Here is a 22,023-nt window from a genome sequence, read left to right on the forward strand (position 1 = left end):
GACGCGGCCGCAGTGCTCACGTCACTGCCGCCGGACTGCTCAGCGTCCACCTGGGCAAAAAAGATACCGCCATCTGCAGGACGGCGGCATCAAACTGATGGTGAGCGCCGTGTCAGGTCCGCGGTAGGTGATAGACCCGCCCGCGCCCGTCGAGCTTAACAGAGGTGATGTCGAGCCCGAGCTTCTTCTTCAGCGCGCCGGCGATGGCGCCGCGCACCGTGTACGGCTGCTAGCCGGTGGCGGCGACTATCTCGTCGATGGTCGCCCCCGTCTCCGCGCGGAGCATCTCGATCAGCATCGCCTGCTTCGTGCCGGTGAGCTCCTTGGGCGCGGGACCGTCCCCTGCCCGGTGTTGGCCAGGGTGTCCGCGCTCGGCGCCTCGTCGGCGCCCGTGGGCCCAGCGACGAAATCCGACAACCATTCTCACGACTTCGCAATACGTTAACAAAAAAGTTGACTCGACCCGCTCAGACTTATCCGATCGAATGCTAGGACGTTACCTGAACTGCGAGATCCTGCCGGGGGTGGAGGGTGGGTAACGAAAGGGAGGGTAAAATGCGTTTGCTATTTGCATCTGCAGTGCTTGCGCTTGCGGTCTCGGTGGTGGCGTCCGAGGCTAAGGAATTCCCCTACAACAAGCGCCCGATCGTAAAGGTTGGCCAGACGGTCGTTCTGAAGGGTGTGCGGGCCCCGGACTGTCGGGGCGCCGCGCCGACGTGGGCAGCAATCGCGGGCGGCATGCCGAAAGCAGCCCACGGGAAGTTCTCCGACGGCGGCGTCGGTACAACCTTGAGCAAAAGCTGCAACGGCACCGTCGCAGCGCGCGGCGTGCTCTATACCGGCAGCAAGGCCGGCAGCGAGAGCTTCACGATCTTTGGCGACAAGTTCACCGTCGTCGTCAAGTAGCGGCGACTGATGCTGCCGGTCAGCAACGACCCGCGGCAGGTGTCGTTGCTGACCGGCAGCCCGCGCTTCGTCCCACCGGCGGTTATCGGGTTCGACGACTGGGCGTGGGGGCGTGACCAGCGTTACGAAACTCTCATCTGCGATCTGGAACGGCGGCGAACGATCGCGCTCCTGACGCGGTTGTAGACAATCGTGTAGGGCCCGAACTCGGGCGGGCAGTCTCCCCAGCGGGCGCCGCTCTTCAGTACGTGGACGATCCCGGAGAACACAAGCCGGTCGTCCACCCGATGCGCGCACCTGCGCCGGCGCGGCAACAGCGGCTCGATCCGAGCCCACTCCTCATCGTCGAGCCAAGCACTTGCTTCGCCATCGCAAGGTTCCTCCCATGAATTTTGAACCAGCCAACGACGCGAACCGCTAGATCTAATTGAGTACGAATCCTAGAGTTGTGGAAGCCTGTAGATCCGCCCCCGCCCCTCGACCTTCTCTGAGGTGACGTCGAGCCCGAGCTTCTTCTTCAGCGCGCCGGCGATGGCGCCGCGCACCGTGTGCGGCTGCCAGCCGGTGGCGGCGACGATCTCGTCGATGGTCGCCCCGGTCTCGGCGCGGAGCATCTCGATCAGCATCGCCTGCTTCGTGCCGGCGCGCGCAGTGCGCGCTTTGGGTGCGGGATCACCCCCTGCCCCGGTGTTGGCCGCGGTGTCCGCGTTCGGCGCCTCGTCGGCGCCCGTGGGCGCGCTGTCACCCGCTGCGGGCTCGATGCCGATAGCAGCGAGCCCCGCGTCGGTCGCAACCAGCGTCATGCCACGCCCGTCGCCGTTCTCGTGCCAGAGCGGGTCGCCCTTGTCGGCATATACCTCGGCGAGGAGGCCCTTGGCGATCATCGCGCCGACCACCTTGGTGGCGGCACCACCGCGCAGATTGCTCGGCAGAGGAAGTGCCAGATGGCCGGAACGCTGGGCGGCTGCGGTCAGGATCACGAGCTGGGTATCGGAGAGCTTAGTCATGAATCGGCTCCAGGATCGGGGCCGCGCCGATCGCGACCCTCCTACGACCCCGAGCCCGCCTCGCGGCGGGCTGGCGCCGGAGTCGGGGGTCTCACTCGGCGAACTCGCCCTCGTGGAAGGCGCTGTCGGTGATGCGCTTCAGGAGTGCGGCGTAGTCTTCGAGCGTTCCGACGTCTCCCCAAGTGACCGTGTCAGGATGAACGTTGAAATGCTCGTCGCTGAGCGCCTTGATCCGCGCCAGCGCGGCGTCGATCTTGGCCTTTCGCTGAATGAAGGCGTCCAGCGGCTTGGCGTTGTTCTAGGGGCAGTGCATCGTCGTCTCCATTCCTGATGGCGACATACATGCTCTGCTTCGCGCGCAAGCCAAGCGGATAAGTGCATCATCGCCTTAGATTTTTCGGCTTCGGAGTAGATGCTTGGGCGTGTCGATCCGCGCCTATGCGCGCAGCCGTGGCGTCTCCCACGTCGCCATCTTGAAGGCCTCCAAGGCCGGCCGGATTCCGCTCGAGCCCGACGGCAGTATCGACCCGGCGAAGGCGGACGCGGCGTGGGACCGGTCAACGGATCCGAGCAAGGCCAAGGGGACCGCCAAACCCGCGCCGAAGTCCACGAAGTCTCCGCCGGAAACGATGAAGCCGGTGGCGGAGGCGGCTGTCGGCTCCGTCCGCGAGACGCTGAAGGAACAGGGACTGCCCGCCAGTGGCAGTGTCACCTTCGTCCAGGCGCGAACCGCCCACGAGATCGCCAAGGCGCACCTGGCGCGGCTCCGCCTGCAGCGCATGAAAGGGGAACTCGTCGATCGGTCGCAGGCGATCGCCACCGTCTTCGCGCTTGCCCGGCGCGAGCGCGATGGCTGGGTGCAGTGGCCGGCCCGCGCCGCCGCCCTGATCGCCGCCGAACTGCAGATCGATCCGCACCGGTGCGAGCAGGTTCTCGAGTCCCATGTCCGACGCCATCTCGAAGAGCTCTCCGAGATTGGCGTCGACCTTCGATGACGGCCGCGACGGTCTCGCGGAGATCGCTCGCGCCTGGCGGCAGGGACTTGCGCCTGATCCGGCGCTGACGGTTTCGGCGTGGGCGGATCGCTATCGGTTTCTGTCGTCCCGCGCCTCGTCGGAAGCTGGCCGCTATCGCACCGACCGGACGCCCTACATGCGCGGCGTCATGGATGCGCTATCGCCCGGAAGCCCGGTGCGGCGCGTCGTCTTCATGAAGGCGGCGCAGGTCGGGGCGACCGAGGCCGGGAACAACTGGATCGGCTACTGCATCCACCAGGCGCCGGGACCGTTCCTTGCCGTCCAGCCGACGGCCGAACTCGCCAAGCGCCTCAGCCAGCAGCGTATCGAGCCGCTGATCGAGGAGAGCCCGGAGCTTCGATCCCTGATCTTGCCGTCGCGGTCGCGCGACAGCGGCAACACGGTACTCGCCAAGAAGTTCGCCGGGGGCCAGCTGGTGCTGACGGGCGCGAACTCGGCCGTCGGTCTACGCTCGATGCCGGCCCGCTACGTCTTCCTCGACGAGGTCGACGCCTACGTCGGCGATGTCGACGGCGAGGGTAACCCGATCGCGCTGGCGATCGCCCGAACGCGCACCTTCGGCCACCGCGCCAAGGTGTTCCTGGCCTCGACGCCGACGATCAAGGGTCTGTCGCAGATCGAGCGCGAGTTCGAGGCGAGCGACCAGCGCCGGTTCTTCGTGCCCTGCCCGCACTGCCGCCACCTGCAGTGGCTTCGGTTCGAGCGCCTGCGCTGGGAGGCCTGTCAGCCCTCGACGGCCGCCTATTGCTGCGAAGGCTGTGATCAACCCATTGCCGAGCACCACAAGACGGCGATGCTGTCGGCCGGCGAGTGGCGTGCCACCGCCGTGGCAGCGGATCCGCAGTGCGTCGGCTTCCACATCTCTGGGCTCTACTCCCCGGTCGGCTGGCTGAGCTGGACCGACATCGCGCGGGAATGGGAGGCGGCACAGGGCGACGACGCGGCGCTGAAGGCGGCGAAGAACACCCTGCTCGGCGAGACCTGGCAGGAGCGCGGAGAGGCGCCGGACTGGCAGCGGCTCTACGAACGGCGTGAGGAGTTCGGGCCGCTGGTTCCGGCCTTCGGGCTGATCCTCACCGCCGGCGCCGACGTGCAGCATGACCGCATCGAGGTCGACGTGTGGGCGTGGGGCCGGAAGCTCCGCAGCGTCCTCGTCGAGCACATCGTGCTCGAGGGCGACACGTCCCGCCCCGAGGTCTGGAAGGCGCTGACCGCTCTCCTCGGTCGGACGTGGCGTCACCAGAGCGGTGCCCGCCTCGGCATCGCGCGGCTCGCCATCGATTCCGGCGACGGGCGCAGCACCGCCGCTGTCTATGCGTGGGCCCGCCGGTCCGGCGCCGGCCAAGTGATCGCAATCAAGGGCGTTGACGGGTTCGACCGGTCGACGCCGGTAGATGGCCCGACCTATGTCGACGTGAGCGAGCGTGGTCGCAACATTCGACGGGGGGCAAAACTCTGGAAGGTCTCGGTCGCCGTCTTCAAGTCGGAGACCTATCGGTTCCTGCGCCTTGACCGGCCGACGGACGAGGAGCTCGCCACCGGCGTCCACGTCCCCGACGGCTACGTGCATCTGCCGAAGACGGTCACCGCCGAGTGGGTGAAGCAGCTCGTCGGCGAGCAGCTAGTGACGGTGCGCGACAGGCGCGGCTTCTCGAAGCTCGAATGGCGGCAAATGCGCGAGCGCAACGAGGCGCTCGACTGCCGGGTCTATGCCCGCGCCGCTGCCTGGCTGCTCGGCATCGACCGCTTCACCGACGAGAAGTTCGAGCGGCTCGAGGCGGGCCTTAGAACTGCGGCGGAGGAGGAGGCGCGGTCTGTCGCGCGACCGAAGCACTCGGCCACCACACCCGTCGCTCCTTCCGAGTGGCTCGGACAGCGCGACGCCTGGCTCTGATCCAGCACAGGGAGCACCGGCATTGGCCGCATCATCACTCGTCCTCGTCGTCGAGGAGGCGGATCCGATCGCTCGGCGTTTCGGGGCCACCTTGGCGGCGATGGGCGAGAGGCGGGCTCGGCTGGTCCTCGCGCGCACACTCAATCATTCGGGGGCGAAGGCCTTCACCGCGGTGAAGCGGGCCTTGCGATCGCAGACCAGCATCCCGGCCGCGATCATCGCACGGTCGATGCGGGCGCGGCGGGCGGCGGGCCTGGGAGACGAACCGCTCGAGTACGTCATCACCGGGCGCGGCCGCGCCTTGTCGCTCAAGCTGTTCTCGCCCCGGCAGGATGACGTCGGCACGTCGGCCTTCGTCTGGGGCCGCCGGCAGATGTTCGTGACGTCCTTCATGGGTCCGCGCCCCGGGGTCATCGCGCCGCGCCTCGGCGGCCACGTTTTCCACCGGGTGTCCGGCAACCGGCTGCCGATCGAGATGACGTTCGGCCCCTCGGTGCCGAAGGAGATGGTCGAGGGGGAGACCGCGCAGGCGTTCCGCTATTCCGCGCGTGGCATTGCGGACCGCGCCGCCCACGAGATCGCGCGCGAGCTCGCCCGCGGCGGCTGACCCAACCGAGGATGCCACGATGACCGCCCACGACGACCTGACACGGCAGATTGCCGACCTGCGCAATGCAATCTCGCTTGGCGTCCGGAAGGTGCGCTCGCGGGTGAACGGCGAGGAGCAGGAAGTGGAGTACCGCTCTCTCGCCGAGATGCGCGACGTGCTCGCTGACCTCGAGCGCCAGGCAGGTCTTCGGACGTCGGTGAAGTCGTCCTTCGCCTCGCACAGCCGCGGGTACTGATGTCCCCGACCGCCAGTCAGCTGCCGGTGCCGAACCGCGCGCTGGCATGCACCTGGCTCGACCGCGTGATCGGTGCCGTCTCGCCCTCGCGCGAGGCGGCACGCGTCGCAGCGCGGATCCGCACCGCGACGATGCTGCGGGCCTACGACGGGGCGGCCGGCGGGCGCCGCTTCGACGGCTGGCCAACGCCGTCAACATCTGCCGACGCCGAGATCGGGCTGTCGCTGGCGCGGCTTCGGGCACGGTGCCGGGACCTGTCCCGCAACAATCCTCATGCCAAGCGCGCCGTGACGGTGTGGACGACGAACCTCGTCGGCGACGGCATCGTGCCCCGTGCGAAGACCGGCAAGGCAAGCCTCGACAGCAAGGTCGACGCGCTCTTCGCCGCGTTCGTCGAGACCTGCGATGCCGGCGGCCAGCTCGACTTCTTCGGCCTGCAGGCTCTCGCTGTCCGCGGCATGATCGATGGCGGCGAGACGCTGCTCCGCCGGCGCTGGCGCCGCGGCGATGACGGTTTGCCGGTGCCGGTGCAGTTTCAGGTGATGGAGGGCGACCACCTCGATCACGACAAGACCACCGCGTTCGAGACCGGCGCCCGGATCGTCCAGGGCGTCGAGTTCGACGCCATCGGCCGACGCTCAGCATACTGGATGTTCCGGGATCACCCGGGCGATAGCGTCGCCTCGCTGCGCGGTGGCCTGGCGAGCCGCCCCGTGCCGGCGAGCGAGGTCGCACACCTCCATCTGAAGGAGCGCACGCAGACGCGCGGCGTCCCGTGGGGCCACGCGGTGCTGCAGCGCCTGCGCGACCTCGACGACTACGAAGACGCCGAGATCATGCGCAAAAAGGTCGAGGCCTGCGTCGTCGCCTTCGTGCTCGGCCAGACGCCGGAGGATGTCGAGGACGGCCAGTCGATCGCGCCGGAGGTCGTGACACAGGGCGGTCTCGCCATCGAGAAGTTCGAGCCCGGGCTGATCGCCCGCGTGAAGGGCGGCACCGACGTCAAGTTCAGCAGTCCGAGCGGTTCGAGCGGCTTCCCCGCTTACATCAAGGCGGGGCTGCACTCGATCGCCGCCGGCTACGAGCTGCCCTATGCGCTGCTCTCGGGCGACCTGTCTGAGGTGAACTTCAGCTCATCGCGCGTCGGGCTTGTAGAGTTCCGGCGGCTCGTTACGCAGCGCCAGTGGCAGTGCGTCATCAAGATGGCCTGTCAGCCGATGTGGGACTGGTTCATCGAGGCGGCGCAGCTTGTCGGCAAGCTCCCAGCCGCGCCGATCCCCTGCGAGTGGCAGCCACCAGCCTTCGAGTCCGTGAACCCGCTCGACGACGCCAACGCCGACATGGTGAACGTCCGCAGCGGCAAGGTGACGATGCCGGAGCTCATCGCCAAGACCGGCCGCAATCCGGACGACGTGCTGGCCGAGCACGCCGCCTGGAAGCAGAAGGTCGACGACGCCGGCCTCGTCTTCGACAGCGACCCGAGCCAGGTGGCGCGCGCCGGCACGGAGCAGCCAAGCATCACGGCGGGCGATAAGCCGGCGCCACGAACAGCGCCGGCCGCCTGAGGACCAGATCATGACCGTACAGACGACGATCGCGGAGCGCCGCGAGGCGCTGCCCTTGCAGAGCCGTGCCGCGCCGGTAACCACTGTCGACGCCGAAGCACGCACTGTCGAGGTGGTGTGGACGACAGGGGCAAAAGTGCGCCGGCGGCGGACCACCGGCTGGGACACCTACACCGACTATGACGAGATCCTCGTCGTCTCCCGCTCGGCAATCGACCTGTCCCGGCTGGAACGTGGCGCACCGGTACTCGACAGCCATTCCGCCTGGCGGACCGGCAGCCAGCTGGCCGTCGTCGAGCGGGCCTGGATCGAGGACGGCAAGGGCGTCGCCATCCTGCGCTTCCCGGCGGCCGGCATCGACGCCGACATCGACCGCTTCTTCGCGCTCGTCGCCGACGGCCAGCGGCGCAACATCTCGGTTGGCTACTCGATCGAGAAGGTCCGCGTCGAGGCGGGTGAGAAGAAGGACGAAGTCGAGCAGTGGTTCGTGGAGCGCTGGACGCCCCACGAGCTGAGCTTCGTGACGATCCCCGCCGACATCAACGCGCAGGTTCGCCGCAACTCCGGTCAGTTCGCCGAGCGGGCGGCCGAGCCCGAGTTCCCCGTCATCATCACGCGCCAGGCGGAAACCGGCGCAGAGCAGGAGGCCGACATGGCCGAACAGACCGCGGTCACGTCTGCCGCGCCGAGCACCGAGCCGACCGAGACCCGCGCTGCGGCTGTCGTTCCTCCCTCCCCGCCGGCACCAGCCGTAGACGTGGCGTCCGAGCGGGCGGCGGCCGCGCAGGCGGAACGGGCTCGCTCGGCGGAGATCCGTCTCGTCGGCCGGAAGTACGGGATGGCTGATGCCTTCGTCGACGCTGCCATCGAGACCGGCCACTCCGTGCAGGAGTTCCGGAATGCCGTGCTCGACAAGCTGGCGACGGCCTCGGACGAGACCGCCCCGCGGCCGGAGCGCAGCGTGGAGCTCGGACGTCAGGACGAGACCGTCACCCGCCGCAACGGGGTGGTGGAGTATCTGCTCGTCCGCGATCGCGGTGGCCCGCTGCCGGAGATCGCTCGCGACTACCGCGGCATGAAGCTCGTCGATCTCGCCCGTGAGGTGCTCGGCTGGGGTGGTGTCGGCACCCGCGGCATGACGCCGGACGAGATCGCCCAGCGTGCACTTCACTCCACCTCCGACTTCCCGAACATCCTCGCCGCCACCGCCAACAAGACGCTGCGGGCGTCCTACGAGGTGGCGCCGCAGACCTTCCGGCCGTTCACCCGGCGGATGTCGCTGTCGGACTTCAAGCTCGCCCACATCGTCCGCCGCGGCCTCACCCCGCAGATGAAGCTCGTCAACGAGGCCGGCGAGTTCAAGCGCGGCACCCTCTCCGAGAGCAAGGAGACGATTGGCCTGAAGACCTACGGCGTCATTGTCGGCATGACGCGGCAGATGATGGTCAACGACGACCTCGGCGCCTTCCTGTCGATCCCCACCGACTTCGGCCAGTCGGCAGCGACGCTGGAGAGCGATCTCGTCTGGGGCATTGTCCTCGCCAATCCGATCCTGCTCGAGGACGGTCTCCCGGTCTTCCAGACGGCGAAGCACAAGAACCTCGCCGCGGCCGGCAGCTATCTCACCGCGGACGCCATCTCGACTGGCCGCACGGCGATGAAGAAGCAACTCGACCTCGACGGCGTGACCACGCTGAACATCACCCCTGCCTTCCTGCTGGTGCCGCCGGAACTGGAGACGCAGTCGGAGAAGATCCTCGCGACGTTCATCGCGGCCAAGGCGGCCGACGTGACGCCGGCGTCGATCCGCTCGCTCAACGTCATCTCCGAGGCACGGTTGTCGAACGGGATCAACAAGCCCGACATCGGCCTGCCGGGCATCAACGGCAGCCTCACCGCCTGGTACCTCGCTTCCGCGCAGGTCGACACCGTCGTCTACGCGACCCTGAACGGCCAGGACGGGCCCTACATCGAGTCCCGCGTAGGGTTCGATGTCGACGGCGTCGAGATCAAGTGCCGGCACGACTTCGGTGCGGCCGCCGCCGACTTCCGCGGCCTCTACAAGGATCCGGGCGCGGCCGCGCCGCTCTGACCGCCCTCGCCTGACGCATAGGCGGTCTCCCCCGCCGACAACTGACATCGGGCCGCCTCCGGGCGGCCCTTCTTCGTTCAATAGCCTCTCGCGCGGAGCGACGCCCCATGAAGAACTACATCCAGCCCGGCAAGGTGCTGACGCTGATCGCGCCGACGATGCTTCTGTCGGGTGCCGTCGTCATCGTCGGCTCGTTCGTCGGCATCGCCGCCACCGACGCGGCCGAGGGCATGCCGGTCGAGGTGTCGACCGAGGGCGTGTTCGAGCTGGCCAAGGTCGCACCGCAAGTCTGGGCTCAGGGCTCGCCCGTCTATTGGGACGCGGCCGCGGCCAAGGCGACCGCGATCGCAGGCGGCGGCCTGCCGCTCATTGGTGTCGCCACCGAGGCCGCCGGCAGCGTCGCCACGATCGGACGCGTAAAGATCGGACATCTCGCGGCAATCGGCACCCCGGCGAACTTCACCTTCGCAGCCGCCGCCGGGGCGGCGAACGTCGCCGAGGTGACGATCACGCCGCGTGACGCGGTCGGCGCAGCGCTCGCCGGCGTGCGGACCCTCGAGGTGTGGCTGTCGGATGATGCGACCGGCGCCGGGCTGACCGGCATCACCGCATCCGGCACCGTCGTCGCGAAGGCCGGCGAAGGCACCGTGCTGACGGCCTTCACCGCCAAGAAGCACCTGTCGGTGCAGACCAAGGTGGCCGGCACCTTCGTGCTGCAGATCACCGATACCGCCAAGACCGGCTTCATCGTCTGTGTCAGGAATCCGTCGACCGGTCTCGTCAGCGTCTCCGATCAGCTGGTGACGGGGAACTACGGCGCCTGATTGCCGTGAGCTTCCGGGCGCGGATAACGGCGGCGACGGCAGTCGCTGCTGACACGACATTCGGCGAGCGCGTGCTGATCCGGCCGATGGTCGTGGACCAGCACATCGGTGCGACGGCCGACAGCACCCGCCCCGAGCGGACCGTCACGGGCCGCTTCGGCCGGGCGCCCGAGGTTGACGACCTCGCGGGCTCCGCGTCCCAGATGGGCGCGGGTCTCTCGACCGTAGCGGGGGCGGATGCGGCGGTGATGCTCCGCGCCGCAGGGGCGGCCGAGCTCGGCTATGCGGTGCGCCGCGGCGACCAGGTGATGCTCCTCGACCGGACTGGGGCGCCGTCGTTCACGGTGGCGCGGGTGGCCCCAGTCCAGATCGAGGACGTGATGCTCTTCCTCACCGCCGATTCACCGGGCACCTGACCCGGGCGCGAGTCGATCCGACATGGCGCGCGAGATCCTCATCGTCACCGACGAATGGACGCCGCTCGATCTGCTGCTGTTCCGGCGCTTCCGTGAGGAGGTGCCGGGGCGGGTTGAGGCGGCGCTCGACAGCAATCCGGGGCTTTCGGCGTCCGGCGTGTTCCTGCCGCTCGGAGCCACCGTGGTCGTCGACGTGCCGGTGCCGGTGAAGGGGCCGACGCCCGCGCGGGCGATCCGCCTTTGGGATTGACCGATGCCGGACCGGGCGATCTTCTGGGTCGCCGTCAACGGCAACGACGTGACGGCGGGGCTGTCGCCCTATGTGACGTCGATCCGGATCCGTGACGCGGCCGGACTCGCCTCGGATACGGCGACGATCGACGTCGAGGATTCCTACGGCCAGTTGCAGCTGCCGCAGCCCGGCGCCGCGATCTCTATCGGGCTCGGCTGGGAGGGAGGCGCCGCCCTCGTCATGTTCGAGGGCGTGGTCGACGACATCGGGTCCACCGGCGGCCGCGGCCAGGGACGGATGCTGTCGATCTCGGCGAAGTCGGCTGACACGCGCGGCTCGCTGAAAGAGAAGCAGGAAAAACACAAGGACGAGACGAGCTTCGGCGTCGTGGCCACCGAATGGGGTCGGGCGGCCGGGCTGGCTGAGGTGGTCATTCACCCGGACCTCGCGGCCGTCGAACCGCCGTGGTGGGGGATGCAGGGCGAAAGCTACCTCGCCTGGGGCACGCGCCATGCCCGCGGGCTCGGCGCCACCTTCAAGGTCGTGGGCACACGAGCGGTGTTCGTGCCGCGCTCACAGGGGCAGTCCGCCACCGGGAAGCCGCTGCAGGCAATCCGCGCCGCCTGGGGCGAGAACCTGATCTCCTGGTCCCTGAAACCGGTGCTCGGGCGACCGGCCTACGGAAGGTTCCGCATCAACTGGTTCGACGACAAGCAGGCGAAGTGGAAGTCCGAGGCAGTCGAAGCGGTCAATCCTACCGTCCCGACGGTCGCAACTGACCGCATCGCTGCGGCCACTAAGGCGGACGCGCAGACCCGCGCTGGCTCGCGCCGCACGGAAGCCGAACGCGAGGGCGGCGGCGGCACAGTGGCGATCGACGGCGAGCCGGCGGCGCAGGCCGAGACCGAGTGCGAGGTCACCCCCGGCCGCCAAATCGGCGTGCACCCGCGGTGCTCCGTAGGTTCCACGCGCGGCGGCGTGGATCGACCGGATGCGGGCCGACAGCCGCTCGTCCGCCGCAGCCTGCGCCGAGGCCGGCCGGCGGCGCCACGCATGATAGCCGCTGGCGGAGCCCCCCCAGGACCCGGCACCCCAGGGACCGGCACATGGTGGCGATCGGTTACATGGCCCGGTGCGCGCTCACGAACTCGTAGACCCGGATGGGATCGAGCCGGTCTCCCGCGTGAACCAGGCCGCGGCTTTTGCCAGGATGTCCCGTTCCTGGCGCAGCCTGCGATTCTCAGCCCGCAGCCGCTGCAACTCGGCGCGATCCTCCAGGGTCACACCGTCACTGCCGCGCGAAACTTCCCGATCAGCCTCGGCGACCCAGTTCCGGAACGCCTGCGCAGACGGCTCATACTGCCGCGCCAGTTCCTCCGGCGTGCGCCCGGAACGCACCAACTCGATCATCTGGCGCCGGAACTCCGGCGCATACGGCGGTCGTGTTCGTGGCATCGTGGACTCCTCCTGCCAAAGCTTCGGGGTGTCCACGAAAACGGGTCAAGTCCACTGGATGACCATCCGGCCGCTGTCGCTGTCGGCGATCTTGAGACCGACGGCCGCGGACGCCCGCAGTCCAGCCGCATAGGCCGTCGTCAGCGCCACCCGGGCCTTCAGGCCGGGCACGGCCTCCAGGAACCGCACCACTTCGTCGGCCCCCAGCACAACCGGTAGCTTGCGCGGCTCGCGCGCATACGGGATCCGCTCGGGGACCTCGCCATGGCCGAGCGTGACGCCATAGAGGAATCGCAGGGCGCAAACTGTCTGGTTGAGCACCGGCCATGAGATGCCGGTCGAGACCAGATGAACCTGGAAGGCGCGCACATCTTCCAGGCCCAAACGATCCGGCGTGCGGCCGAAATGCCGGCTGAACTTCGAGACCGCATGCAGATAGGATCGCTGCGTCGCCGGCGAGAGGTTGCGGACCGTCATGTCCTCGACCATGCGACGGCGCAGAGGGCTCATCTCAGCCATCTGGCGGCTCCTGTCTTGGGGGTTGGCTCGACACCAAAATCCTCGCAGACAGGCGCCTTCCCCCCCAAAAACTCACCCCAATCCCGCGTCAGCGGGTTCGTTCAATCCCCCGTGAGTCAGCTACAATGCCCGCAGGTATAAGCTTCTTGATCTGGCCTGCGTCTGTCCCGGAACCGCCGCGTCCGTGATAGGTGGACGGTGTGATCGGCGGGACGCGGCGGATCGGCGTGCCCCCCTTGAAGCACGATCATCGTCGAAAGAATGTGAACATCGCTCCAACGGGCGGCCAAACTACTCTGCCTGAGCAAATTTGGTGGCTCCCGCCGCCGGTCTCGGTCCTCGCTTCTACAGATCACAGCGTTCCAGCGACGATCGCCAGTCCGGCGACGGACATCGCGCCGCCCGCCACCCGCACGACGACGCTGCCGCGGGTGTCGGCGAGGCGACCAATCAGCATGCCGGCGACGAGACCGGCGAGGTGCAGCAGCGCGGTGGCGAGCATGAAGCCGGCGCCGTAGGCGAGGCCGCTCGCGTCGACCGGCATCTCGGCACCGTGCGCGTAGCCGTGGAACAGCGCGAAGAAGCCGGCGAGCCCCATCGCCACGCCGAGCGGGGCGCGCAGCCCGATCGCCACCGCGGCGCCGAGCACCACAACCGACAGCGCGATGGCGAGTTCGACGAACGGCAGCGCGATGCCGGCGACGCCGAGGAGACCGCCGGCCGCCATTACGGCGACGAAGGTCACCGGCACCGCCCACAGCGCCCGCCCACCGAGCTGCCAGGCGAAGATGCCGACGGCGACCATCGCCAGCACGTGGTCGAGCCCGCCGACCGGGTGCATGAAACCGTGCACGAAGCCGTGCGCGTCGCCGACGCCGGTGTGCGCCAGGGCGAGGCCCGGGGTCAGCGCGAGCGCGCCGGCGAGGCCGGCGGTAAGCGAAAGACGGGTCTTCATCGGTGGTTCCCCTCCAGTTGGCCGTCGCCCGCGGAGATCTCGCGTCGCTCGGCGGTGGTTCGATCAGTTGGGCAGAACGAAGTCTCGCGCCTCAGGGCGCGGCGACGACAGTCGGGCGCGGTGTGGGCTGGCCGACCGCAGCGTCCTCCACCTGCGGTCGCCTTGCCTCGCGCAGCCATGCGTACCAGCCCGCCATGCCGTCGCCGGTGCGCGCCGACAGACGCAGCGAGCGGATGTGCGGATTGACGGCGCGCGCCGCCGCCTCGCAGCGCGCGACGTCGAAGTCCACGTGCGGCAGCAGATCGGTCTTGCTGATCACCATCAGCGCCGCGGCGCGAAACATGTGCGGGTACTTCAGCGGCTTGTCGTCGCCCTCGGTGACCGACAGCACGACCACCTTGGCGTGCTCGCCGAGGTCGAACAGCGCCGGGCAGACGAGGTTGCCGACGTTCTCGATCATCACCACCGAGCCGAAGGGGGGCCTGAGCGCGTCGAGCCCGTGGCGCACCATGTCGGCCTCGAGGTGGCAGCCGGAGCCGGTGTTGATCTGCACCGCCGGCGCCCCGGCGGCGCGGATGCGCTGGGCGTCGGCGAGCGTCTGCTGGTCGCCCTCGATCACATGGAGCGGCATCTCGGCGGAAAGCTCGCGGATGGTGCGCTCGAGCAGCGAGGTCTTGCCGGCACCCGGCGAGCTCACGAGGTTGAGGGCGAGGATCTCGCGCCCCTCGAACCAGGCGCGGTTGCGGGCGGCGAGCGCATCGTTCTTGGCGAGCACGGCCGCCTCGAGGTCGACGGTGACGCCGTGCCCGCGATGGTCGGGCGCGGGGTGGTCGTGCCCGTGATGGTGGGCGTGACCGGGGTGATGCCCATGATCGTGGCCATGGTCATGGTCATGGTCATGGTCATGGACGTGATCATGGTCGTGGCTGTGGCCGTGACCATGGTCGTGATCATGGCCGTCGTGGTGGTGGTGATGGTTGTGCGGCTCGGGGGCGCGGCCGCCGACCGTCCGGGCGAGCACCGTGCGCTCGCCGGTCTCGAGGTTGGTGAGCGCGACGCCGCCGGGATCGCCGCATCCGCAGGTTCCACACATCACGCAGCCTCCAGTTCCATGCTCTTGATGTTGAGCTCTTCGCCCGCGAGCCGCTCGAGCCGGCGCGAGCCGCACGGGCAGCGGGCCACGGGCCCGGCGATGGCGATCTCTGCCCCGCACTCCTCGCAGCGCGCGCGGCCGGGCACCGCGACGATGTCGAGTGCCGCACCGGCGAGCGCGCTGTCGGCCGCGACGACGTCGAAGCAGAAGCGGATCGCCTCGGGCATCACCGCCGAGAGTTCGCCGATCTCCAGCGTGACGCGCAGCACGCGCCGCCCGGCCGCCTGCTCGGCGACGATCGCGACGATCGAGCGGGTGATCGCGAGCTCGTGCATCAGCGCCCTCAGCAGATGCGCGGCAGCTGGTCGCCGACCAGCATGTCGACGATGCGGCGGCCGCCGAAGTGGGTCTGCATCACCACCCGCCCCGGCGGGCCGCGCGTCACCTTGCCGATGATCGCCGCGTCGCGCCCGAGCGGGTGGCCGGCGAGCGCGGCGCGCGCCCGCTCCGCCGCGGCGGCGGGAACGATCGCGACGAGCTTGCCTTCGTTGGCGAGATAGAGCGGATCGAGGCCGAGGATCTCGCAGAAGCCCTTCACCTCGGCACGCAGCGGCGTCGCCGCCTCGTCGAGCTCGATGCCGACGCCCGACGCGTCGGCGATCTCGTTGACGACGGTGGCGAGCCCGCCGCGCGTCGCGTCGCGGATGAACCTCACCTCCGGGCAGGCGGCGAGAAGCGTGTCGATCAGGCCGTTCAGCGCCGCGCAGTCGCTCTCGATCGGCGTGTCGAGGGCGAGGTCGCCGCGCGCCGCCAGGATCGCCGCGCCGTGGTCGCCGAGCAGGCCGTTGACGAGCACGGCGTCGCCGGGCTCGGCACGGTGGGCGCCGAGCTCCAGCCCGGCGCGGATGACGCCGATGCCGGCGGTGTTGATGAACAGCCGGTCGCAGGCGCCGCGGTCGACCACCTTGGTGTCGCCGGTGACGATGGCGACGCCGGCGGCGGCCGCCGCCGCCGCCATCGAGCGGGCGATGCGGCGCAGCGTCTCGACCTCGACGCCCTCCTCGATGATGACGCTGCAGGAGAGGTAGAGCGGCCGCGCGCCGCCGACCGCGAGATCGTTGACGGTGCCGCAGACGGCGAGCTTGCCGATGTCGCCGCCGGGAAACTCGAGCGGGTGGACGACGAAGGAGTCCGAGGTGAAGGCGAGGCGGTCGCCGTGCATGGCGAGCTCGGCGAGCGCGAAGCGCGCCTGGTCCTCGAGCGGGGCGAGCGCCGGATTGTCGAAGGCGGAGACGAAGACGTCGTCGACGAGGTCGCGCATCGCCTTGCCGCCGCCGCCGTGGGCGAGCGTCACCTTCGGCAGTTGCACCGGGTCGCGCAGCTTGCGCTGCGGGCGCGGCGGGAGGGGGGACGGCTGGCTGGTCATGCCGCACCCACCGCGCGGCGCTCACGCAGCCCATCCGGGTCGCCGTACTGGTAGTAGGCGGCGCAGGCGCCCTCCGACGACACCATCAGCGCGCCGAGCGGCCGCTCCGGCGTGCAGGCGGTGCCGAACACCTTGCACTGCCAGGGCTTGATGACGCCCTTCAGCACCTCGCCGCACTGGCAGGACTTCGGATCGGCGATGCGGAGCGCCGGCACCGCGAACTTCTTCTCGGCGTCGTAGCGGGCATAGGCGGCGCGCATTCGCACACCCGAGTGGTCGATCGAGCCGAGGCCGCGCCACTCGAAGAACTCGCGCAGCTCGAACACCTGCGAGATCGCCGCGAGCGCCGCCGGGTTGCCGTCGAAGGGGACGATGCGGCCGTACTGGTTCTCGATCTCGCAGCGGCCCTCCGCCATCTGCTTCAGCACCAGCCACACCGAATGCAGCACGTCGAGCGGCTCGAAGCCGGCGACCACCAGCGGCCGGCGATAGTGGCGGGCGATGAAGTCGTAGGGCTTCATGCCGATCACCATCGAGACGTGGCCGGGGCCGAGGAAGCCGTCGAGGTGGAGATCGGGCGAATCGAGGATCGCCTTGATCGTCGGGATGATGGTGATGTGGTTGCAGAACAGCGAGAAGTTCGCGGTGCCGTCGGCCTCCGCCTGCAGCACGGTGAAAGCGGTCGACGGCATCGTCGTCTCGAAGCCGAGGCCGAAGAACACCACCTCGCGGCCGGGATTGTCGCGGGCGAGCTTGAGGGCGTCGAGCGGCGAGTAGACCATGCGCACGTCGGCGCCGTCGGCCTTCGCCTGCAGCAGGCTCTTGCGCGAGCCGGGCACGCGCATGGCGTCGCCGAAGGTGGTGAAGATGACGCCCGGCGTCTCGGCGATCGCCACGCAGTCGTCGACGCGCCCCATCGGCAGCACGCACACCGGGCAGCCGGGGCCGTGCACCAGCTCGATCTCCGCCGGCAGCAGGTCGGCGATGCCGTACTTGAAGATCGAGTGGGTGTGGCCGCCGCACACCTCCATGATCTGCAGCGCCCGGCCGCGCGCCGCCACGACGGCGGCGGTGAGGATTTCGATCTCGCGCAGCAGCGTGCGCGCCTTGTCGGGATCGCGGAACTCGTCGACGTACTTCACGGCCGAGCCTCCCCTCGTGAAGGTTGGGTGGCGAAGCCGCGATCGTCGGCCCGTGCGGCGGACCCGCGGTCGTCGGCGAGCAGCGTGTGCACGAGGTCCCACAGGATGTGGTAGATGGCGACGTGGCACTCCTGGATGCGGTGGATGGCGTCGGTGCGCACCACCAGGCAGTGGTCGAGCCCGAGCTTCGCCATGCGGCCGCCGTCGCCGCCGGTAAGGCCGATCGTCCGCAGGCCCAGCGCCCGCGCCTTCTCGAAGGCGAGCACGAGGTTCATGGAGTTGCCGGAGGTCGACAGCCCGACCAGGCAGTCGCCGGGCCGCCCCTGCGCGATCACCTGGCGCACGAACACGTGGTCGTAGCCGACGTCGTTTCCGACGGCGGTCATCATCGCGACGTCGGTGGTGAGGTTGACGGCCGTCAGCGCCGGCCGGCCGGCGGTGATCGGGTGCAGGAACTCCACCGCGACGTGGGCGGCGTCGCAGCTCGAGCCGCCGTTGCCCATGGTGAACAGGCGCCCGTCGCCGCGGTAGGTCGCGGCGATGGTGCGCGCGGCGCCGACCAGTTCCGTCCCGTGCTCGGCGAAGAACGCCTCGAACACCGCGACGTGGTGCGCCGCCTTCTGGCGGACCGATTCGGCGAGCGCCTCGTCGACCGGCGCGGCCGCCTGCCGCCCGCCCGCGAGGAAGGGATAGAGCTGCTCGAGCGGCGTCTGTGTGGCCATCGTCGCCTCCCTCTCCTGCTCTCCGCCGCGCTCTCAGGCCCGGCCCGAGGCACGCATCGCGGCGAGCTCCTGCTGCACCTCGCCGAGCTCGGTGAGGATGCGCAGCGTCTCGGCCGCCTCCGCCTCGTCGATGCGGCTCATGGCGAAGCCGACGTGGATGAGCACCCAGTCGCCGACGCAGTCCGCCACCGTCCGCTCGCCGACGATGCAGGCGATGTTGACCTCGCGGCGGACGCCGCTGACGTCGACCTTGGCGAGCTTGCGCGCCGCGTCGGTGATCTCGACGATCCGGCCGGGAATTCCGAGGCACATGGTTCTTGCCCTTTCCGTCAGGCGGCGAGCCGCGCCGCCGCCACGGCCGCCTGGCCGAGCGAGAGGCCGCCGTCGCCCGCCGGCACGGCGCGATGCAGCAGCACCTCGAAGCCGTCGGCGGCGAGGCGGCCGGCGAGTTCCTCGGTGAGCCAGCGGTTCTGGAAGACGCCGCCCGACAGCGCGACGCGCTTGAGCCGGCGATCGCCATCGTCGGCGAGCTTGCGCGCCATCGTCGCGAGCGTGCGGGCGAGGCCCTTGTGGAAGCGGGCGGCGATCACCGCCGGCGGGGTGTTCTCGTAGAGGTCACCGAGCAGCGCCTGCCACATCTGCGCCGGCTCGACATAGGGCAGCCCCGAGCCCTTCAGCCGTGGGATGCCGAACGGATAGGCGAGGTCCTCGTCGACGGCGGCGAGCGTCGGCGCGTCGACCAGCGCCTCAAGCCGCATCGCCGCTTCGCCCTCGTGCAGGCTCTCGTCGCCGCAGACGCCGAGCGCGGCGGCGACGGCGTCGAACAGCCGACCGCACGAGCTCGCCGGCGGGCTGTTGACGCCGCCGCGGATCATCGCACGGAGCGTGTCGACCGGCTTGCCCGCCAGCCGGTCGTAGAGGGGCGTGCCGGCGAAGCTCAACTCGAAGGCCGGCCAGCCGATCTCGGCGAGGATGTGGGCGAGCGTGTTGCGCCACGGCTCGCGCGCCGCCCGCGCGCCGCCCGGCATCGCCACCGGCTTGAAGGTGCCGACGCGCCGGAAGCCCGCATAGTCGGCGACCAGGAATTCGCCGCCCCACAGCGCGCCGTCGTCGCCGAGGCCGAGGCCGTCGAGCGCGATGCCGAGCACCGGGCCGTCGCCGGCGGCGACGCCGTTCTCGGCCATGCAGCTCGCCACGTGGGCGTGGTGGTGCTGCACCTCGACCAGCGGCAGCCCGTCGGTGCGCGACCGCCGGCGGCCGAGCCCGGTCGACAGGTAGTCGGGGTGCAGGTCGACGGCGATCGCCGCCGTGCGGTGCCGGTAGAGGTCGGCGAAGAGCGCGAGCGTGCGCTCGAACTCGGCGAGCGTGCCGGCGTCCTCGAGGTCGCCGAGGTGCTGGGAGAGCACCGCCTGGCCGTCCTTGACGAGGCAGAACGTGCTCTTCAGCTCGGCGCCGAGCGCCAGCAGCGGCAGCGCGCCGGCGAGCCCGTCCGGCAGCCGCAGCGGCGCCGGCGCGTAGCCGCGGGCGCGGCGCAGCAGCCGCGGCGCGCCGGCGATCGTGCGCACGACGGAATCGTCGAGCCGCACGGCGATGCGGCGGTCGTGGGTCAGCAGAAAGTCGGCGAGACCGGGAAACAGCCGCCGCGCCGCGTCGTCGTCGATCACCTGCGGCTCGTCCGACAGGTTGCCGCTGGTCATCACCACGGGCCGCGAGAGGCGGCGGAAGATCAGGTGGTGCAGCGGCGTCGCCGGCAGCATGAAGCCGAGCGTCGTCAGGCCCGGCGCGACGTCGTTCGGCAGCCGCGGGTCGGCGCGGGCCGGCAGCAGCACGATCGGCGCGGCGGTGCCGGCGAGCAGCGCCTCCTCGGCGGGCGTCGTCTGCGCATAGCGGCGGACGATCTCGAGGTCGCGCGCCATCAGCGCGAACGGCTTCGAGAAGCGCCGCTTCGCCCGGCGCAGCCGCGCCACCGCCGTCGCGTTGGTGGCGTCGCAGGCGAGATGGTAGCCGCCGAGGCCCTTGATGGCGACGACGTGGCCCTTCTCGATCAACCCGGCGACGGCGTCGACGTCGTCGAGCATGGTGAAGGAGGAGGCCTCGACGGCGCCGCCGCCGGCGCGCTCGAGCCGGGCGCGCGGGCCGCAGGCGTGGCAGGCGATCGGCTGCGCGTGGAAGCGGCGGTCGGCCGGGTCTTCGTACTCGGCGCGGCAGGCCGGGCACATGGCGAACGGCGCCATCGTCGTGCGGGCGCGGTCGTAGGGAGCCTCGCAGACGATCGACAGCCGCGGCCCGCAATCGGTGCAGTTGGTGAACGGGTAGCGGAAGCGGCGGGCGAACGGGTCGCGCACTTCGGCGACACAGGCGGTGCAGGCGGCGGCGTCGGGAGAGACCTGCGTGCGCATCGCGCCGCCGCCGCTGTCGGCGATGCGGAACGCGCCGGTGGACGTGGTGTCGGCGGCTGCGCGGATCTCCAGCGCGTCGATGCGGGCGAGCGGTGGGCAGTCGGCGATGAGGCGCTCGACCAGACGGTCGGCGGCGGCCGCGTCGCCGCCAATACGGATGAGCACGCCCTCGGCGTCGTTCAGCACCTCGCCGGTGAGGCCGAGCCCGGTGGCGAGCCGCCACACCGTCGGCCGGAAGCCGACCCCCTGCACCAGGCCGCGAACGCGGATCTCCGTGGCCGTCGCCGAACCCCCGTGCGGCCGCGCGCCCGGCGCGCTCATGCGAGCCTCCACAGCAGCACGCGGTTGTTGCCGGAATCGGCGACCGCCGCGAGATCGCCGGCGACGGTGATGCCGTAGGGCCAGCACAGGCTGTCGCGCACCGGCGCCTGCCAGCGGTTGTCGCCCTTCGCAGCGAAGTCCGGCTGGCCGGTGAGCCGGTCCGCCGCGACGCCCGCGGCGAGCCCGTCGAGGCCGTAGCCGAGCAGGCGCGAGTTGGCGGTGTCGGCGACCAGCAGCCCCGACGCGGTCGCTGCGCATCCGTACGGCATGCTGAGCGCCGCGGCGTCCGGCCAGTAGGCGGCGCGGTTGTGCTCGGCGGCGGCGTTATCCCTCTGGCCGACGACGAAGTCGCACGGGGTGCCGTCGCGGACCGGCAGGCGCCGCCACACCATCAGCCGGTTGTTGCCGGCATCGGCGACGACGAGCCGGCCGCCGGCGACGGCCGCGGCGTGCGGCCAGCGCATGCCGCCGGCGTCGACGCCGCGGCCGCCGTTGTCGTCGCGGCAGTCCATCGCCGACTGCCCGAGCACCAGGTCGGCGGGGGTGCCGTGGCGGGTCGGCACCGCGTCCCAGACGAGCACGCGGCGATTGCCGGTGTCGCAGACGATCAGCCGCCCGTCGGCAATGGCGACGCCGTAGCACCAGTTGAGCGTTTCGGCGCCCGGCGCGCCGCCGCGGTTGGCGGCGGTGGAGGCAAAGTCCGCCTGGCCGAGCACCACGTCGGCCGGGCGGTTGGTCGTCGCCGGCAGGCCGTGCCAGACCAGCACGCGGTGGTTCCAGGCGTCGGCGACGACGAGCACGTCGGCCGTCGCCGCGACCCCGGTCGGCACGTTCAGCGTCGCCGCATCCGGAGTGCGCTTGGCGTTGCGCCCTTCGCGACCGAAGTCCGGCTGGCCGATCAGCGCGTCCGCGCCGGTGTGGTCGCCGTCGGGCAGGCTGTTCCACACGAGCAGCCGGTGGTGGCCGGTGTCGGCGACGAACAGCGGCCCGTGGGGACCGGCAAGTGCGGCGCCGCGCGGGCCGAACAGCGTCCGCTCGGACGGCACGACGGGGGCCGACAGACCGTCGTCGCCGCCGTGCCCGCCGAGCACGCGCAGCGGCCCGACGGGATCGAGCAGCGGCGGCGGGACGGCGCGCACCTGCGGCGGTCCTTGAGTTTCACTGAATGCTCTG

24 protein-coding genes and 3 pseudogenes are annotated in these 22,023 nt (G+C 70.4%); 12 read left to right on the forward strand and 15 right to left on the reverse strand.

Annotated elements, in window-relative coordinates; translation table 11 throughout:
* Positions 1 to 112 precede the first annotated feature (112 nt).
* Positions 113 to 421: pseudogene (locus RUR49_RS19535) on the reverse strand (DUF3489 domain-containing protein).
* A gap of 134 nt (positions 422 to 555) precedes the next feature.
* Here RUR49_RS19535 and RUR49_RS19540 point away from each other — a divergent pair.
* The gene (locus tag RUR49_RS19540; protein ID WP_409148075.1) at positions 556 to 906 is read left to right on the forward strand and encodes a hypothetical protein; all 351 of its coding nucleotides are present in this window, start codon (positions 556 to 558) and stop codon (positions 904 to 906) included.
* Positions 907 to 915: 9 nt separating this feature from the next.
* The gene (locus RUR49_RS19545) at positions 916 to 1,092 is read left to right on the forward strand and encodes a hypothetical protein (protein ID WP_409148076.1); all 177 of its coding nucleotides are present in this window, start codon (positions 916 to 918) and stop codon (positions 1,090 to 1,092) included.
* Here RUR49_RS19545 and RUR49_RS19550 read toward each other — a convergent pair.
* Both RUR49_RS19550 and RUR49_RS19555 read right to left on the reverse strand, forming a co-directional pair.
* A pseudogene (locus RUR49_RS19550) lies at positions 1,083 to 1,307 on the reverse strand (transposase); the annotation flags it as partial. The gene RUR49_RS19545 and the pseudogene RUR49_RS19550 overlap by 10 nt on opposite strands.
* Positions 1,308 to 1,346: 39 nt before the next feature.
* Positions 1,347 to 1,913, reverse strand: coding sequence for a DUF3489 domain-containing protein (locus RUR49_RS19555; protein ID WP_409148077.1), 567 nt, complete (start codon positions 1,911 to 1,913; stop codon positions 1,347 to 1,349).
* Between RUR49_RS19555 and RUR49_RS19560 the strand changes: the two genes are divergently transcribed.
* The 10 genes from RUR49_RS19560 (at position 1,912) to RUR49_RS19605 (ending at position 10,836) form a co-directional block, all read left to right on the forward strand.
* On the forward strand, positions 1,912 to 2,244 hold the full coding sequence (locus RUR49_RS19560; protein ID WP_409148078.1) for a hypothetical protein: 333 nt from the start codon (positions 1,912 to 1,914) through the stop codon (positions 2,242 to 2,244). The two genes, RUR49_RS19555 and RUR49_RS19560, sit on opposite strands and share 2 nt — an antisense overlap.
* Before the next feature lie 91 nt (positions 2,245 to 2,335).
* Positions 2,336 to 2,908, forward strand: coding sequence for an elements of external origin (locus RUR49_RS19565; protein WP_409148135.1), 573 nt, complete (start codon positions 2,336 to 2,338; stop codon positions 2,906 to 2,908).
* A complete protein-coding gene (locus tag RUR49_RS19570) occupies positions 2,889 to 4,844 on the forward strand; it encodes a phage terminase large subunit family protein (protein ID WP_409148079.1) in 1,956 nt (651 codons plus the stop codon). Before RUR49_RS19565 ends, RUR49_RS19570 begins: the two co-directional genes overlap by 20 nt.
* A 22-nt stretch (positions 4,845 to 4,866) precedes the next feature.
* Positions 4,867 to 5,451, forward strand: a complete 585-nt coding sequence (locus tag RUR49_RS19575) for a hypothetical protein (RefSeq protein ID WP_409148080.1) — start codon at positions 4,867 to 4,869, stop codon at positions 5,449 to 5,451.
* A gap of 19 nt (positions 5,452 to 5,470) precedes the next feature.
* The gene (locus RUR49_RS19580) at positions 5,471 to 5,689 is read left to right on the forward strand and encodes a phage head-tail joining protein (RefSeq protein WP_409148081.1); all 219 of its coding nucleotides are present in this window, start codon (positions 5,471 to 5,473) and stop codon (positions 5,687 to 5,689) included.
* Entirely contained in the window at positions 5,689 to 7,254 is a 1,566-nt protein-coding gene (locus RUR49_RS19585) for a phage portal protein (RefSeq protein WP_409148082.1), read from the forward strand. The genes RUR49_RS19580 and RUR49_RS19585 overlap by 1 nt, the downstream gene beginning before the upstream one ends.
* A 10-nt stretch (positions 7,255 to 7,264) precedes the next feature.
* The gene (locus RUR49_RS19590; protein WP_409148083.1) at positions 7,265 to 9,346 is read left to right on the forward strand and encodes a prohead protease/major capsid protein fusion protein; all 2,082 of its coding nucleotides are present in this window, start codon (positions 7,265 to 7,267) and stop codon (positions 9,344 to 9,346) included.
* Positions 9,347 to 9,453: 107 nt separating this feature from the next.
* Complete coding sequence (locus RUR49_RS19595; RefSeq protein WP_409148084.1) at positions 9,454 to 10,170, forward strand: DUF2190 family protein; 717 nt, start codon at positions 9,454 to 9,456, stop codon at positions 10,168 to 10,170.
* A 5-nt stretch (positions 10,171 to 10,175) separates the two neighbouring features.
* Entirely contained in the window at positions 10,176 to 10,586 is a 411-nt protein-coding gene (locus tag RUR49_RS19600; protein WP_409148085.1) for a hypothetical protein, read from the forward strand.
* A 22-nt stretch (positions 10,587 to 10,608) separates the two neighbouring features.
* Complete coding sequence (locus tag RUR49_RS19605) at positions 10,609 to 10,836, forward strand: tail protein X (RefSeq protein WP_409148086.1); 228 nt, start codon at positions 10,609 to 10,611, stop codon at positions 10,834 to 10,836.
* A gap of 555 nt (positions 10,837 to 11,391) precedes the next feature.
* Here the strand turns inward: RUR49_RS19605 and RUR49_RS19610 are convergent.
* From RUR49_RS19610 to RUR49_RS19665, 12 genes and pseudogenes are all read right to left on the reverse strand, one after another.
* Positions 11,392 to 11,823 (reverse strand): hypothetical protein, encoded by a 432-nt coding sequence (locus RUR49_RS19610; protein ID WP_409148136.1) that lies wholly within the window; start codon positions 11,821 to 11,823, stop codon positions 11,392 to 11,394.
* 135 nt (positions 11,824 to 11,958) lie between these two features.
* Complete coding sequence (locus RUR49_RS19615) at positions 11,959 to 12,273, reverse strand: transposase (RefSeq protein ID WP_409148137.1); 315 nt, start codon at positions 12,271 to 12,273, stop codon at positions 11,959 to 11,961.
* A gap of 54 nt (positions 12,274 to 12,327) precedes the next feature.
* Positions 12,328 to 12,792: pseudogene (locus tag RUR49_RS19620) on the reverse strand (tyrosine-type recombinase/integrase); the annotation flags it as partial.
* A gap of 352 nt (positions 12,793 to 13,144) precedes the next feature.
* Positions 13,145 to 13,747 (reverse strand): HupE/UreJ family protein, encoded by a 603-nt coding sequence (locus tag RUR49_RS19625; protein ID WP_409148087.1) that lies wholly within the window; start codon positions 13,745 to 13,747, stop codon positions 13,145 to 13,147.
* A gap of 91 nt (positions 13,748 to 13,838) precedes the next feature.
* Positions 13,839 to 14,840 carry a hydrogenase nickel incorporation protein HypB gene (gene hypB, locus RUR49_RS19630; RefSeq protein ID WP_409148088.1) on the reverse strand — a complete coding sequence of 334 codons (1,002 nt, stop codon included), beginning with the start codon at positions 14,838 to 14,840 and terminating at the stop codon, positions 13,839 to 13,841.
* Entirely contained in the window at positions 14,840 to 15,175 is a 336-nt protein-coding gene (gene hypA / locus RUR49_RS19635; RefSeq protein WP_409148089.1) for a hydrogenase maturation nickel metallochaperone HypA, read from the reverse strand. The genes hypB and hypA overlap by 1 nt, the downstream gene beginning before the upstream one ends.
* Before the next feature lie 8 nt (positions 15,176 to 15,183).
* Positions 15,184 to 16,266, reverse strand: coding sequence for a hydrogenase expression/formation protein HypE (gene hypE, locus RUR49_RS19640; RefSeq protein ID WP_409148090.1), 1,083 nt, complete (start codon positions 16,264 to 16,266; stop codon positions 15,184 to 15,186).
* Positions 16,263 to 17,408, reverse strand: a complete 1,146-nt coding sequence (gene hypD, locus RUR49_RS19645) for a hydrogenase formation protein HypD (RefSeq protein ID WP_409148091.1) — start codon at positions 17,406 to 17,408, stop codon at positions 16,263 to 16,265. Before hypD ends, hypE begins: the two co-directional genes overlap by 4 nt.
* Positions 17,405 to 18,130 (reverse strand): SIS domain-containing protein, encoded by a 726-nt coding sequence (locus RUR49_RS19650; RefSeq protein WP_409148092.1) that lies wholly within the window; start codon positions 18,128 to 18,130, stop codon positions 17,405 to 17,407. Before RUR49_RS19650 ends, hypD begins: the two co-directional genes overlap by 4 nt.
* A gap of 33 nt (positions 18,131 to 18,163) precedes the next feature.
* The gene (locus RUR49_RS19655) at positions 18,164 to 18,442 is read right to left on the reverse strand and encodes a HypC/HybG/HupF family hydrogenase formation chaperone (RefSeq protein ID WP_409148093.1); all 279 of its coding nucleotides are present in this window, start codon (positions 18,440 to 18,442) and stop codon (positions 18,164 to 18,166) included.
* 17 nt (positions 18,443 to 18,459) lie between these two features.
* A complete protein-coding gene (gene hypF / locus RUR49_RS19660) occupies positions 18,460 to 20,850 on the reverse strand; it encodes a carbamoyltransferase HypF (protein WP_409148094.1) in 2,391 nt (796 codons plus the stop codon).
* Positions 20,847 to 21,989, reverse strand: a complete 1,143-nt coding sequence (locus RUR49_RS19665; protein ID WP_409148095.1) for an NHL repeat-containing protein — start codon at positions 21,987 to 21,989, stop codon at positions 20,847 to 20,849. Before RUR49_RS19665 ends, hypF begins: the two co-directional genes overlap by 4 nt.
* Between the last annotated feature and the right edge of the window lie 34 nt (positions 21,990 to 22,023).

Origin of the sequence: Pseudoxanthobacter sp. M-2 (assembly GCF_046156265.1) — a bacterium.
Classification (GTDB): domain Bacteria; phylum Pseudomonadota; class Alphaproteobacteria; order Rhizobiales; family Segnochrobactraceae; genus CAMDHY01.